This is a genomic window from Alteromonas sp. AWQ4_252 (genome assembly GCF_056158205.1).
This window is the reverse complement of record NZ_JBSWSV010000001.1, coordinates 4,383,919-4,396,669: the sequence shown is the minus strand read 5'-3', so window position 1 is coordinate 4,396,669 and position 12,751 is coordinate 4,383,919. Positions and strand designations below refer to the sequence as shown.

Below are 12,751 nucleotides of genomic sequence, written 5' to 3'. Positions count from 1 at the left end.
TATGAAAAAGAATAGCAAAGTCATTATTACGTGCGCCGTAACCGGTGCAATGCATACGCCGACAATGTCTGACGCCTTGCCCATCACACCCCAGCAAATCGCTGATGAATCGGTAAAAGCGGCTGAGGCTGGCGCGTCAATTATTCATCTGCACGCCCGGAACCCTGAAAACGGACAGCCTACCGGTGATCCCGATGTGTTTATGCAATTTCTGCCTGAAATCAAGGCTAAAACAGACGCTGTGATCAACCTCACAACAGGGGGCAGTCCAACCATGTCTGTTGAAGAGCGGTTGGCCTGTGCCATGAAGGTAAGCCCGGAGATGTGTTCGTTGAACATGGGCAGTATCAATTTTGCCATGTTTCCCCTGGCTAATCGTTACAAGAAATGGAAGTACGACTGGGAAGAGGCGTATGTTCGCGACAGTGATGATTTTATCTTTAGAAATACGTTCAAGGATATCGAAAAAATCATGGCCATCATGTCTGAGCACGGCACGAAGTTCGAGCATGAATGCTACGACGTAGGTCATCTTTATAACCTTGCTCACTTTGCCGACAGAGGGCTGGTGAAACCGCCGTTTTTCATTCAAACCATCTTCGGGATCCTAGGTGGCATCGGTGCTGATGAAGAAAACCTCATGTTTATGAAAAGTACTGCTGACAGACTTTTTGGTGAAGATTATCAATGGTCTGTACTGGCTGCCGGTAAACACCAAATGCCTTTTGCTACTCAAACAGCGTTAATGGGCGGCAATGTCAGAGTAGGCATGGAAGACAGCCTCTTTATCGGCAAAGGTAAGTTGGCGGAAAGCAATGCTCAGCAAGTAGAAAAAATAAGACGTTTGTTGAGCGAGTTTTCCCTGGACGTTGCCACGCCGGATGAAACCAGGGAAATGCTTGGCTTGAAGGGCAAAGACAACGTTGGGTTTTAACGGAGAAGTATGATGAGATTTGTAACATTAAACGACTTAAAGCCTTATAACCCGCCCGCGCATTTTGACATGGTAGCACTGAAGATCCAGGGCGAAGCTGAGACCGGTTTAACCAAGTTTTGGCAAGGGCTTAGCTACTTTCTTCCCAATGGTGGTGCCAGTATGCAGTACCAAAAAGATACATTTGGTGCTGCGTATGAAAAAGCATATTACGTCATCAGCGGTGAGTTAACGGTAACGGACGAAAACAATCAATCTACTGTGCTTTATGCCGGTGATTCTGTCGCCATACTTCCCAATGAGGGACGGAAGTTAAAAAATGAATCTAACCAGGTGACTACCGTATTGGTGACGTTTTCCACATCGTAAATAACACCAATTAAATCATTACTAAGGAGATTGAGATGGCTATGACAGAAACCTGGAGCGATTCATTTGCTCAAAATATGTTTAGCATGAAAGATAAGGTGGTTGTTATTACCGGCGGAAATGGCACTCTGGGTGCGGCCTACGCCAGAGCTTTTGCCGTACACGAAGCGAAAGTGGTAGTCACGGCGCGTAATCAAACTACCCTCGATGAAACTGTAGCTTCAGTAGAAGCCATCGGTGGCAGTTGCACTGCCATTCGCAGTGATGTAACCGACAGAGCTTCAATAGCTGAATTAGTCAACGCAGTAGATGAAAAGTTTGGTCGAATAGATGTGCTAATTAACAACGCAGGTATGGCATTTAGAGCGCCTGCTGAAACCATGCCCGAGGATAAATTCGAGCAGGTTTTATCTGTGAACGTTGTAGGAACGCTAATTCCCTGTCAGGAATTTGGTAAGTACTTCATGAGACAGGGGAAAGGTAAAATTGTTAACACCTCTTCTGTGCGGGGTTTCTGTGGCCATCCCGATGGGTATACTGCTTACGCGGCATCAAAATCTGCCATTGATAACCTGACTAAGCAATTGTCGACGGAGTGGTCGATAAAGGGGGTGCAAGAAGGGTTTATCATCAATGTTAACGCCATCGCGCCTACATTGATCAAATCTCCACTGACCAAAGAGATCTGTGAAGATCCCCAGCGCATTGCGCCGTTTTTAGCCAGGCTTCCAATGGGCCGGGTGGCGGAAACCAAAGATATGATAGGTTTGGTATTGTTTCTGTCAGCTCCAGCGTCAGATTTTATCAACGGCCAGATCGTGTATGTCGATGGTGGATGTACGGCTGGATAAGTAAGCCTGAAGATAGTGTGTGGCATGATCGCGTCGAATAAATATAAAAATAAAAAGGAGTTACCATGAATACTGTGCTGTTGTTGGTTCTCGCTTATAACATTATTGTTATCGGAGGGATTGGTAAGTACCTGAGCTGGCAGGCGGCCCGGCAGGACACGGTGACAGACATGGCACTGGGCGGCAGAAATGCCGGTGTTGCAATGTTTTCCGTGACTATAGCCATTACTTATTTAGGCTCAGCACATGTTTATGGCCTAATGGAAATGTCATTTTCACTTGGCGCCGTGGCGCTGTGGTTTTGCTTCGCGCATACCATTTTACTTTGTGTGATCTGTCTGGGTACCGGACGCTGGATTCGTCGAATAGGCACCACCACTATTCCTGAACTCATAGGGCGACTCTACAATCAGCGGTTGCGAACCTATACGGCCTGCGTTGCTGCAATGGTCGTATTTGGCTTGGTCACGCTGGAAACACAAACCCTTGGCATTGGTATTGCCGCCATGTCGGGCTGGCCTCTTGGTTGGTCAGCGGTACTTGGCGCTGCCATTGGAACGGCCTACGTTTGCATGGGGGGAATAAAACAAACCATGTGGGTAAATTTGGTCAATGCTGTCGTCATGTATGCAGCCGTGATTACTGCGGGGATCTATCTTGCGTTTGTTTTGCCAGAAGGGTGGGAAGGTGTCAGTCAGCATTATGTAGACAATGGCGAAGAGTTTAAGTTATCTGTGCTGAGCAAACCGGACTTACTGGTGAGTTTTGCCTTAGCTGCGATCTTCTCTGTGGTATTTTCACAATCTGTCAATCAGCAAGGAATGCAGGCCGCCATGTCAGCAAAAGACGAGAAGACCATAAAGCGTTCATTGTGGATTGCAGCGCCCATTAACGGTTTGTTTGGTGTCTTTCCGGTTTTGGTAGGCATTGCCGCTGCCACAATCCCTGAATTTGCCCAGTTGGGGCCTAAACTCGCTGGCGCAGCTTTGTTAGTTAACTTGTTGCCAACGTGGCTGGTAGTGCTACTTCAGGCTGGATTTCTTGGCGCCTTGCTCTCAACCTTTGCCATGTCTGCCCTGGCACCCGCTACTATCTTTGTCAAAGATATTGTCAGTGTGCATCTGTCCCGTCCCCTTCGTCCTGAATCTGAGAAAAAACTCATTCGCTACGCCATTGTCGCAATAGGCGGTCTGGCAGCTGCTATGACCCTGTTTTTCCAGCCAAATGTTATTCTCGCCATTACCTGGTTGTTTGCGTGGCTGGTTCCGTTCTTTTTTATTATCGTTGCTGGTTTGTTCTGGAAACGTTGTACGGTCGTGGCTGGGGTAGTCTTGGCAACGAGCTGGGCAACGAACTTGCTGTGGTCCTTCACATCAATAAAAGTAACACTGGGGTTAACTATGCTGGAAAACGCCCATGTCGTGGCGCTAATTGCGCTTATCTCTACCGTGGTAGGGAACCTGTTTACTAAGAATGCCAGGCCTGCACATTTCAAATCACATAACTCCCAGTCAATTTCACTGTCAGAGGGCTAGCTAATGAATATTGCTATTAATTTGTTTCTTACTTCCCTGGCAACCATTGCCATTATTACCGTTATATTTTTTTTGATTCACGTGTTACTAAACAAAAAAGGGGAATGCGATGAGCGCTGATATGATTACAAAATTGTGGATGGGCGGTATTATCTTGTTTGGTGCGGTACTTTATATAGCAGCCTATATTGTTGCCAATAAAGTAAAAGACAATAGTATTCCTTAAGGGAATGCTATTGCAGGGTTGCGCCGAGGGCCTTTTCAATAATCGATTTGTATTCTATAAGCTTTGCGGAAATAAATTCCTTATTTCTTTCGAATCGAATAGAGGGAATGGGTATTGAAATAGCGATATTTCTGCCGTACGGGTCCTCTATAGCTATACCGATTGCGCAGACTCCCTCGCAGTGCTCCTCTACGTCGTAAGCAACGCCTGTTTTTCTGACTCTTTCGATATCTCTTTTTAACCCATTCGACTCAGATAATGTATGGGGGGTTAGTTTTGTGAAATTTACTTTGGATAATAAGTCGTTCATTTGCATATCTGTAAGGCTGGCAAGAATGGCCTTACCGTTTGCACATGATTGAATGGGGAAAGCGTCACCAACAGAAGAAACAGCTCTGAGCTTTTGACTATCAGCAACAACCTGGTCGATGAATATCATAGAAGTACCATCTTGGACGGATAAATCTACAGTTTCGCTTATCTCATCTGACAATCTGGTCATGTAAGGCAAAATAACACGATCTATATCAGCTTTTGCTGCAGAGCCCAATGAAACTAACCCCGGGCCTAATCTCACCCGCGAAGTCGGGCTGGCCGAAATTAAGAAACCTTCATCCGACAACGCACCAACTATGCGCTGAACTGTAGAGCGTGGTAACGCAACCTCTTTGGCAATAGCGCTTAAGCTCAATCCTTCCGGCCTTCCTTCCAGCGCACGAAGTATATTCACTGCACGGGTAATTACCTGAATACCTTGCTTACTACTATTGTTTTGAGACATTTATCGCTCCTTGCTGATACGGCATCGAATCTAGAGTGTATCGTAATGCAGTACAATATTACCGCAAATCGCTTGTAAAGCCCAGTTGGTCGATGAAAAAAGTTTGTGTTGAATTGCCTGATGAACCTTTATTCTGTAATGGGAATATATATAGCGTATTAAGAAAATACCAGCGAAATGCATAGGGAAGATATGAATAATCAACTGGCCAGAAATACACATTTATCCGGTGCCCTGCTGATTGGGTTAGGCTCAATTCTAGGTACAGGCGCCTATGTGAGTGTAGGACTCACCGCTGCAATTGCCGGTGATTTGCTCATATGGGCCATTGTTATCGCGGCGTTTACGGCATTGTGTAACGGGTTGTCTTCTGCGCAACTTGCCAGTGCGCACCCCGTGAGTGGAGGCACCTATGAATACGGCTATCAGTATCTAAACCGTGCGAGTGGCGTTATAGCAGGCGTATTATTTATAGTTGCAAAGAGTGCGTCTGCCGCCACCGCTGCCCTGGTCATCGCAGACTATCTGGCGTCTTTTACGGGCTTAGGAAGTATAGCTGAAGGCATAATCTCTATCGCCTTACTGCTCTTTTTTACTATTTTCGTGCTCGCAGGGTTGCGTCGTACCAACTGGCTGAATGGGTTACTCGTTGCTATCAGCTTGCTAGGCTTGTTGGTATTTGTGGTGGTAGCTTTTCAGGCTGAGCCCTCAGCGGAAACCTTACAGCCTGAAGACAGTTTGTCACTTTTTCACGGCGCAGCATTGATGTTTGTCGCATTTACCGGGTATGGACGTATTGCCACCATGGGCGAGGAAATAGCGGAACCTCGTAAGAATATTCCACGCGCTGTCTGGCTGACGCTCACGGTTGTCAGCATTATTTATATGCTCATTGGGGCTGCAATAGTTCATGTGTGGCAGTCTGATCTATTGCTGGTCAGTGACTTTAATATTGCCAAATTAATCAGTTACTCTCCCTGGAAGTGGGCCGTAGTGAGTGGTGGGGTGGTGGCCATGGGAGGCGTTCTACTTAATTTACTCTTAGGTGTGTCACGGGTTTATCTGGCGATGGGGCGCCGTGGAGATTTACCCTCGTCTCTGGCAAAACTGGATAAAGACAACAAAGCCGCACCCATGGCTACCTGGGCGACATTCCTTACCATGTCGTTGATTGCGTTGGCCGGAGGGATAGAAAGTGCCTGGACGCTCAGTGCTTTTACCGTGTTAATTTACTATAGCATCACTAACATTGCGGCCTTAAAAGTGCCAGACGAACAGAGATTTATACCTCGTTGGGTATCAGTTATGGGGCTGGTAAGTTGTGTCGGCCTCGTCGTGTTGGCGGTATTGGCGCAGTAGTGCTGGTCTCTAACCTGATAAACATAGCTTTTTTATCTGCAAATCTGCTATATTTCCACGCCTATTCAGGTAATGGTGTTTCCTTATCCTAAGTTAGGAAACTTAATTGGGAATCTGGTGAATGACCAGAACTGTACCCGCAACTGTGAATCAATAGCAGGCTATTGAAAGTCAGATACCAGCCATACCTGTAGTATTAGTTTTCGTGCGGGAATACACGATAGCAAGTCTTCGTATCTGCCGGGTGACTATCCGGTAACTTGCCTATTCCCGCCTCCCAGTCAGGTGGAACCATTGACAGATAAATGCGTACTTCAGGCCGAAAAGGTGTCTTTGTACATCCATGATAAAGCCATCCTAAAGCAGGTGAGTTTCACTGCCCGAATCGGTGAAGTCATAGGCGTACTCGGTCCGAATGGTGCAGGGAAAACCACCTTATTAAAAGTGCTGTCTGGTCAGTTGAAAAGTCACGGTGAGGTGTGCTGGAAAGGTCGAAATATTTCAGACTATTCGGTTTTGGCCCTTGCACGGCAGGTAGCCGTAGTGAATCAAATTAACGATGTGGTATTTTCTGTCACTTTGCAGCAGGTAGTGCGAATGGGGTTGCTTCCCCATAAAGGGCTTTTAGCGCGACAAACTAAAGACGATGACCGTCGTATTCACCAAGCTATAAAGGCGGTGGGGCTGGAAGGAAAAGGCCAGCAACAGTTCAGCAGTCTATCTGGTGGTGAGCAGCAACGTGCACTGATTGCCAGGGCATTGGTGCAACGGGCACCATTGCTTATTCTCGACGAGCCAGTTAACCATCTTGACGTGTACTATCAGCATCAGATCCTTCAACTGCTTCACGACCTCGCCTCAAAATTAAATGTAACGGTTATCATGAGCCTGCACGATATGACCCTTGCAGCACAATACTGTGACTCACTACTTCTTCTGAACAAGGGTGAGTTGGTCGCCAGTGGAGAGGGCGATAAAGTGTTGCAACCTGACTTACTCTCTACAGTCTTTAACATTGATTGTCATGTAACGCAGCACCACGGCAAGCCCAGCGTTTCTTTTTCGCCAAAGAGACAGCAGGTATTAGATTTAGCCGGGTGGAAATCATGAACCGTCAGTACGTGTGGGTGTTGTTAAGTGTGGTTGCTGTTGTCGCCTGTACGCTGTCGATGTTGTACGGTGCTGCTGAGCTATCTGCGGCTAATGTGTGGGCATGTCTGGTTGGTGAATGCGCCTCACCTACTGACGCTCTGATCTTCTGGGAAATTCGCGTTCCACGGGTAGCCGTGGGTTTTCTCGTTGGCGTAGGGCTGGCGGTGGCAGGGGCAACATTACAAAATGTCACAAGAAACAGTCTTACCGACCCTTACCTCTTTGGTGTCGTCGCCGGAGCCGGCCTTGGAGCAAGTGTGGCAACGTTGCTGTTTTCTGAATCCTTCGCGGAAAAAGTAGGGCTTACATGGTCTGATCCTGAAACCGCATTTTCAATTGCTCTACCGGGTGCGGCATTTTTAGGGGCCTTGTTTTCCGTTGCTCTGGTGCAGCTATTGGTTGCCAGTGCTTTGGGCCGGAGGACAGAACATTTGTTATTGGCAGGTGTGGCCGTGTCGTTCATGTTAGGGGCGTTCTCTCATTTTCTGCTTTTCCTCGCCGAGCCATTTGCCGCGAATAAAGTGGTATTTTGGCTAATGGGCAGTTTGGCCAGGGTAGAGACCTGGTACGCCTGGGTGATGCTACCTGTGGTAACCCTGAGTGTTCTGGTGCTGTTGTTGTTTGGCCGGCAAACTGACGCATTGCTTCTGGGGGACGAAAGCGCTCGCTCTCTGGGAGTGAATGTACGTTTGTTGCGGATGTTATCACTGGCCATTTGCGCGGCGTTAACTGCCTGTATTGTCTCCTATTGCGGTGGAATTGGTTTTGTTGGGTTAATGATACCGCACATTGTGCGCAACTGGCTTGGTGTAACCAGCCGTACACTTATATTAGGCTGTGTGTTACTCGGAGGAATCTTTATGGTCATCGTGGACATTTTTGCCAGGGTTGCCCTCACCGGGCAGGAAATTCCCATAGGTATTATTACTTCCGCCATCGGCAGTATTTTCTTCTTCCTTGCTATTCGACAACGGAGTCACTAATACAATGTTATCAGCATTAACCTGGCCGGTACCTGGTTTAGATGCCAGCAAGCTGTCTCAATACAAAGAGGTTGTCGACAACAAAACTAAGCCTGTTGGTTCTTTGGGTAAGCTTGAAACACTGGCCATTCAAATGGCTCACATTCAATTGGGGCTGCTTGAGCAACCACAGCTGACGGTGACCAAGCCTGTTGTATTGGTATTTGCCGGTGATCACGGCATTGCCAGACATGGTGTGAGTATCGCTGCATCGGCAGTCACACAGCAGATGGTGAGTAATTTTTTAGCCGGTGGCGCGGCCATAAACTGTTTTTGTCGAACTAATGATGTCGCGCTGGGCGTTATTGACGCTGGAATGATTGCGCCACTCGACCAACAACACCCCAGTTATGTTGTTCAGCGTCTGGGTGCAGGTACCAATGATATGAGTATTACAGCTGCGATGTCGGAACATACGCTGGAGCGGGGGCTTTTGTTCGGCAGGAACATCGCCGCTGAATACCTGAAGCAGGGAACTAACATCATCGGTTTTGGGGAAATGGGCATAGGTAACACCAGCTCTGCAGCTGCTTTATTCGCAGCGTTTACCAATCGGCAGGCTGAAGAGGTGGTGGGGCGCGGCACCGGTATTTCCGATGAACAGTTAGCCCTTAAAATCGCACTTATTCGCCGGGCATTGAATCGCTCTACAAGAGAAAACGACGGGCAGCTCCCCAAACCGTACTATCTGCTAGCTTCCTTGGGCGGCTTTGAAATTGTGCAAATGGTTGGTGCTATGCTGGCTGCTGCTGAAAAAGGGGCGCTTATTGTCGTCGATGGTTTTATCGTGTCGGTGGCGGCCTTACTGGCTTGCGATATTGCCCCTGACGCCAGGCAATTTATGGTGTTTGCCCATGCCAGTGAAGAGCGGGCGCATCAAATGGTACTCGATGAACTCAGCGCTACTCCACTGTTGAATATGGGGTTTAGATTGGGCGAGGGAACCGGTGCTGCACTTGCCATCCCTTTGTTGAGAACAGCCGCTTCTGTGTATAACGATATGGCTTCATTCGAGAGTGCGAGTGTTCATGTGTGAACAATACAGGTTTTCATCAATACTATCCCAGGAGCTAAATTATTTTCGTTTAGCATTAGGCTTTTTTACCCGCATCCCCATGGGTAGGAGCGTACACTACCGGCCTGAATTCATGCACAGCTGTACCCGTTATTTTCCTCTTGTCGGGTGGCTCTTAGCGCTATTACTCATTGTGTTATGGCAAGTTACTGAGGCGGTATTGGGCCCCTTGATTGCTGTAGTCATAGTTATGCTCGCCAGTGTGTTACTCACTGGCGCACTCCACGAAGATGGCCTGGCAGATTCGTGTGATGGATTCTGGGGAGGGCTAACCCCTGAGCGTAAAATTGACATTATGAAAGACAGTCGCATTGGCACTTACGGCACGTGTGCACTGGTGTTGTCTCTGGGGCTTAAAGCCGCGTTGTTATACACCCTGGCGGTGCATGACATGCTCGTTTTAGCATTGTGCATTGCCTACCCGTTGTCACGGGCATTGGCGTTGAGTCACGTCCAGGATTTACCCTACGTATCATCTAAGGGGAGTGTGCAAAAAAATAAGAGTGATCCCTTAGCAAAACCGGTATCGCCAACGCACTTGTTATTCGTTTTCGCGACCGGCGCTATAGCTGCGTTATTCTTGTCTGTGGTGAATATGATGCTGCTGTTTGGGGTGTTGTTAATTGTGCGCTATGCATTGCGAAACTGGATGCGCCATCACATTAGTGGGTTTACCGGTGATGTACTGGGAGCTGCGCAGCAAATTCAGGAATTGGTTATCTACCTCTTTCTGGTAGCCGTGACTGGAGGGCTTGTATGATAGAACTAGTCTTAGGTGGCGCGCGCAGTGGTAAATCGCGTTATGCACAAAGCGTGGTGTCCAAACTTGAACGCGACATGGGGAATAGCGCTAACAAGCGTGTTTTTTATGTTGCTACTGCCAGGAATACAGACTCTGAAATGGCAAGTCGGATCGCACAGCATCAAAGTGACAGACCTTCCCACTGGCAACTGGAAGAACATCACGTGAATTTGCCAGAAGCTATTAATCACCTTGCCAGTACCACTGAACACGTGCTCTTAGTCGATTGTTTAACCCTGTGGCTGAATAATGAAATGTACCACTATCCGGAGCGGGATTTTCTACAATTGAAATCATCGTTAATTGAAGCGCTCACCACAGCAAAAGGGCAGGTGGTGTTGGTCAGTAACGAAGTCGGTATGGGCGTTATTCCCATGGGGGCTGTTACTCGTCGTTTTGTCGATTGGCAAGGTTGGTTGAATCAGGCGGTGGCCGACTGTGCTCACAAAGTTACGTTTGTTGCAGCCGGGCTACCGTTGACAATGAAGAGCGAAATTTAGCCGTGGCGGGAACTCACCATATTTTTCTCGTGCGGCACGGGCAAGTAGCAGGAGCCGCTGCGCTATACGGCAAAACTGACGTTGCTTTGAGTTTAGCAGGTCATAGTGCATTAACTCGCCAATTTGAGCGAATTCGACCTGTCACAAGAATAGTCTCATCTCCTTTAAAGCGCTGCTTACAGTTTTCTCAGCAGGTTAGTAGTCAAGACGCGTTGCCATTATCCATAGAAGCAGGGTTTCGCGAATGTGATTTTGGGCGTTGGGATGGTGTGCCATTTGACGACATTCCCGCCGATAGCTGGCATGAATTGGAAGCATTTTGGCAGGCGCCATCGGAATATCACTTCACTGACGCAGAACCATTAGCAGCCATGCAAGCACGTGTTGTGGCAGCCTGGCAGTTGCTGCTGGAAACACTGCGCAATGAAAGTGAGCCTCAACGCATAGTTGTGGTGACCCATGGTGGCGTTATCCGCTTAATTCTCGCAAGTGTTTTGGACTTTCATTGGGGCAACCCGGCCTTGTACAGTCAGTGGCAAATCGGCTATGGCAGTGCAACTTTACTAACGCTAGCGCGAACCCCAGGGGCTAAGCCCACTGTTAACTATGTGGCGTTACCTTACGATGTAATTAGCAGTACAACCTAAGCGAGACCACTTTGATACGAAATACACTCATGGTTCAGGGAACCTCGTCCGATGCCGGGAAAAGTATGCTGGTGGCGGCACTGTGTCGTTGTTTGTACCGACGTGGCGTTAAAGTTGTGCCATTTAAACCCCAGAATATGGCACTTAACAGCGCCGTTACTGCCGAGGGAGGTGAAATTGGCCGGGCTCAGGCAGTGCAGGCTCAGGCCGCTGGCCTTGCACCTCACGTAGATATGAATCCAGTATTATTAAAGCCCAGTACAGATACTGGTGCCCAGGTAATCATTCACGGCAAGGCTATTGCCAATATGCTAGCCGGTGTTTATCACGACTACAAAAAAGTAGCCATGGACGCGGTGCTTACTTCTCATGCACGTTTAACCGGGCAATTTCAATGTGTGGTTGTTGAAGGGGCTGGCAGCCCTGCGGAAATTAATCTTCGGGAGGGAGACATCGCTAATATGGGGTTTGCCGAAGCCGTTGATTGCCCCGTAATACTTGTTGCAGATATTGACCGTGGGGGCGTGTTTGCGCAGTTGGTGGGAACGTTGGCGTTGTTGTCAGATACGGAAAAAAAGCGGGTGGCCGGGTTTGTTATCAACAAGTTTCGGGGCGACATAGCATTACTTCAATCAGGACTGGATTGGCTTGAAGAAAGAACCGGGAAACCTGTTATTGGCGTATTACCTTATTTGCATAACTTACAAATTGCTGCCGAGGATGCAGTTGACGCAACGCAGAATAACGACACTAACGATACCCGGATAACCGTTGCGGTTCCCGTGTTTAGCCGCATCAGCAATCACACCGATTTCGATATGTTGCGGGCACTGTCACACGTTAACCTTGTGTATGTTCCTCCTCATAGTCAGATCCCCCCTTGCGACCTGATTATTTTGCCTGGTAGCAAAAATGTTCGTGGTGATCTGGCTTTCATGCGTGACATGGGGTGGCATCATGATATAGCCCGGCACTTGCGCTATGGCGGAAAAGTACTGGGTATTTGTGGCGGCTATCAAATGCTGGGCAAGCTGGTGTGCGACCCTGATGGCGTGGAGGGCTCGCCGGGAAATACTTCAGGTTTAGGTTATTTGGATGCCCGAACGGTTTTAAAAAATGAGAAACAACTTACCTTAAGCAAAGGGCAGTTATGTTTGCATGAAAATCGCGTATTACCTGCTGTATCAACAGGTGTGGCTGTAGAGGGTTACCAAATACATGTAGGTGTAACCGACGCCAACGAAGCGGCTTGTTTCGCGATACTCAGCGATGATCAGAAGGAAGGTGCCATTAGCCCTGATAATCAGGTTGCCGGTACCTACTTACACGGGGTATTTGATAGTGCAGCGGCGCTTGAAACTATTCTGGTGTGGGCTGGTGCCAGAGTTCAGATTGAACAAAGCTACACAGACATTCAGGAAAAAGAGCTCAATCGATTGGCTGACATGTGCGAGCAGCACCTCGATTGGAAAATCATAGATTCATTAATAGGGTGAAA

Annotated in this window: 12 protein-coding genes, 1 pseudogene and 1 riboswitch; of the genes and pseudogenes, 12 read left to right on the top strand and 1 reads right to left on the bottom strand. The window is 48.0% G+C overall.

The genetic code is table 11. The features are described 5' to 3' along the window. Nucleotide 1: 1 nt before the first annotated feature. The 4 genes from kce to ACXACM_RS19225 all read left to right on the top strand — a co-directional run bounded on the left by kce (nucleotide 2) and on the right by ACXACM_RS19225 (nucleotide 3,689). Nucleotides 2-934, top strand: coding sequence for a 3,5-dioxohexanoate:acetyl-CoA acetone transferase (kce, locus tag ACXACM_RS19240; protein WP_474823807.1), 933 nt, complete (start codon nucleotides 2-4; stop codon nucleotides 932-934). Between the two features lie 9 nt (nucleotides 935-943). After that, complete coding sequence (locus tag ACXACM_RS19235) at nucleotides 944-1,303, top strand: cupin domain-containing protein (RefSeq protein ID WP_474823805.1); 360 nt, start codon at nucleotides 944-946, stop codon at nucleotides 1,301-1,303. 35 nt (nucleotides 1,304-1,338) lie between these two features. After that, nucleotides 1,339-2,154: an SDR family NAD(P)-dependent oxidoreductase gene (locus ACXACM_RS19230; protein WP_474823803.1), complete on the top strand. Its 816-nt coding sequence runs from the start codon at nucleotides 1,339-1,341 to the stop codon at nucleotides 2,152-2,154. A gap of 65 nt (nucleotides 2,155-2,219) precedes the next feature. Further along, nucleotides 2,220-3,689: a sodium:solute symporter family protein gene (locus ACXACM_RS19225; RefSeq protein ID WP_474823801.1), complete on the top strand. Its 1,470-nt coding sequence runs from the start codon at nucleotides 2,220-2,222 to the stop codon at nucleotides 3,687-3,689. A gap of 233 nt (nucleotides 3,690-3,922) precedes the next feature. On the opposite strand, the gene ACXACM_RS19220 is transcribed toward ACXACM_RS19225, so the two are convergent. Then, a complete protein-coding gene (locus tag ACXACM_RS19220; protein ID WP_474823799.1) occupies nucleotides 3,923-4,696 on the bottom strand; it encodes an IclR family transcriptional regulator in 774 nt (257 codons plus the stop codon). Nucleotides 4,697-4,888: 192 nt separating this feature from the next. Here ACXACM_RS19220 and ACXACM_RS19215 point away from each other — a divergent pair, with 192 nt between their 5' ends. The 8 genes and pseudogenes from ACXACM_RS19215 to ACXACM_RS19180 all read left to right on the top strand — a co-directional run bounded on the left by ACXACM_RS19215 (nucleotide 4,889) and on the right by ACXACM_RS19180 (nucleotide 12,749). Then, nucleotides 4,889-6,055 carry an APC family permease gene (locus ACXACM_RS19215; RefSeq protein WP_474823797.1) on the top strand — a complete coding sequence of 389 codons (1,167 nt, stop codon included), beginning with the start codon at nucleotides 4,889-4,891 and terminating at the stop codon, nucleotides 6,053-6,055. 56 nt (nucleotides 6,056-6,111) lie between these two features. After that, nucleotides 6,112-6,255, top strand: a riboswitch (cobalamin riboswitch). A gap of 169 nt (nucleotides 6,256-6,424) precedes the next feature. Then, nucleotides 6,425-7,165: pseudogene (locus ACXACM_RS19210) on the top strand (ABC transporter ATP-binding protein); the annotation flags it as partial. Beyond that, nucleotides 7,162-8,190, top strand: coding sequence for a FecCD family ABC transporter permease (locus tag ACXACM_RS19205; RefSeq protein WP_474823795.1), 1,029 nt, complete (start codon nucleotides 7,162-7,164; stop codon nucleotides 8,188-8,190). The pseudogene ACXACM_RS19210 and the gene ACXACM_RS19205, both read left to right, overlap by 4 nt. A 4-nt stretch (nucleotides 8,191-8,194) precedes the next feature. Next, entirely contained in the window at nucleotides 8,195-9,265 is a 1,071-nt protein-coding gene (gene cobT, locus ACXACM_RS19200) for a nicotinate-nucleotide--dimethylbenzimidazole phosphoribosyltransferase (RefSeq protein ID WP_474823793.1), read from the top strand. Beyond that, nucleotides 9,258-10,064 carry an adenosylcobinamide-GDP ribazoletransferase gene (gene cobS, locus ACXACM_RS19195; protein ID WP_474823791.1) on the top strand — a complete coding sequence of 269 codons (807 nt, stop codon included), beginning with the start codon at nucleotides 9,258-9,260 and terminating at the stop codon, nucleotides 10,062-10,064. Before cobT ends, cobS begins: the two co-directional genes overlap by 8 nt. Then, entirely contained in the window at nucleotides 10,061-10,606 is a 546-nt protein-coding gene (cobU, locus tag ACXACM_RS19190) for a bifunctional adenosylcobinamide kinase/adenosylcobinamide-phosphate guanylyltransferase (protein ID WP_474823789.1), read from the top strand. Before cobS ends, cobU begins: the two co-directional genes overlap by 4 nt. Before the next feature lie 2 nt (nucleotides 10,607-10,608). Next, nucleotides 10,609-11,253, top strand: a complete 645-nt coding sequence (locus ACXACM_RS19185) for a histidine phosphatase family protein (protein ID WP_474823787.1) — start codon at nucleotides 10,609-10,611, stop codon at nucleotides 11,251-11,253. A gap of 29 nt (nucleotides 11,254-11,282) precedes the next feature. Beyond that, nucleotides 11,283-12,749 carry a cobyric acid synthase gene (locus ACXACM_RS19180; protein ID WP_474824416.1) on the top strand — a complete coding sequence of 489 codons (1,467 nt, stop codon included), beginning with the start codon at nucleotides 11,283-11,285 and terminating at the stop codon, nucleotides 12,747-12,749. The last annotated feature ends 2 nt before the right edge of the window (nucleotides 12,750-12,751 follow it).

Coding starts and splice junctions, on each gene's coding strand:
- ACXACM_RS19215 (WP_474823797.1), top strand. CDS start 4,889: ATGAATAATCAACTGGCCAGAAATACACATTTATCCGGTGCCCTGCTG.
- ACXACM_RS19230 (WP_474823803.1), top strand. CDS start 1,339: ATGGCTATGACAGAAACCTGGAGCGATTCATTTGCTCAAAATATGTTT.
- ACXACM_RS19235 (WP_474823805.1), top strand. CDS start 944: ATGATGAGATTTGTAACATTAAACGACTTAAAGCCTTATAACCCGCCC.
- ACXACM_RS19180 (WP_474824416.1), top strand. CDS start 11,283: ATGGTTCAGGGAACCTCGTCCGATGCCGGGAAAAGTATGCTGGTGGCG.
- ACXACM_RS19205 (WP_474823795.1), top strand. CDS start 7,162: ATGAACCGTCAGTACGTGTGGGTGTTGTTAAGTGTGGTTGCTGTTGTC.
- ACXACM_RS19225 (WP_474823801.1), top strand. CDS start 2,220: ATGAATACTGTGCTGTTGTTGGTTCTCGCTTATAACATTATTGTTATC.
- ACXACM_RS19220 (WP_474823799.1), bottom strand. CDS start 4,696: ATGTCTCAAAACAATAGTAGTAAGCAAGGTATTCAGGTAATTACCCGT.
- cobU (WP_474823789.1), top strand. CDS start 10,061: ATGATAGAACTAGTCTTAGGTGGCGCGCGCAGTGGTAAATCGCGTTAT.
- kce (WP_474823807.1), top strand. CDS start 2: ATGAAAAAGAATAGCAAAGTCATTATTACGTGCGCCGTAACCGGTGCA.
- cobS (WP_474823791.1), top strand. CDS start 9,258: ATGTGTGAACAATACAGGTTTTCATCAATACTATCCCAGGAGCTAAAT.
- cobT (WP_474823793.1), top strand. CDS start 8,195: ATGTTATCAGCATTAACCTGGCCGGTACCTGGTTTAGATGCCAGCAAG.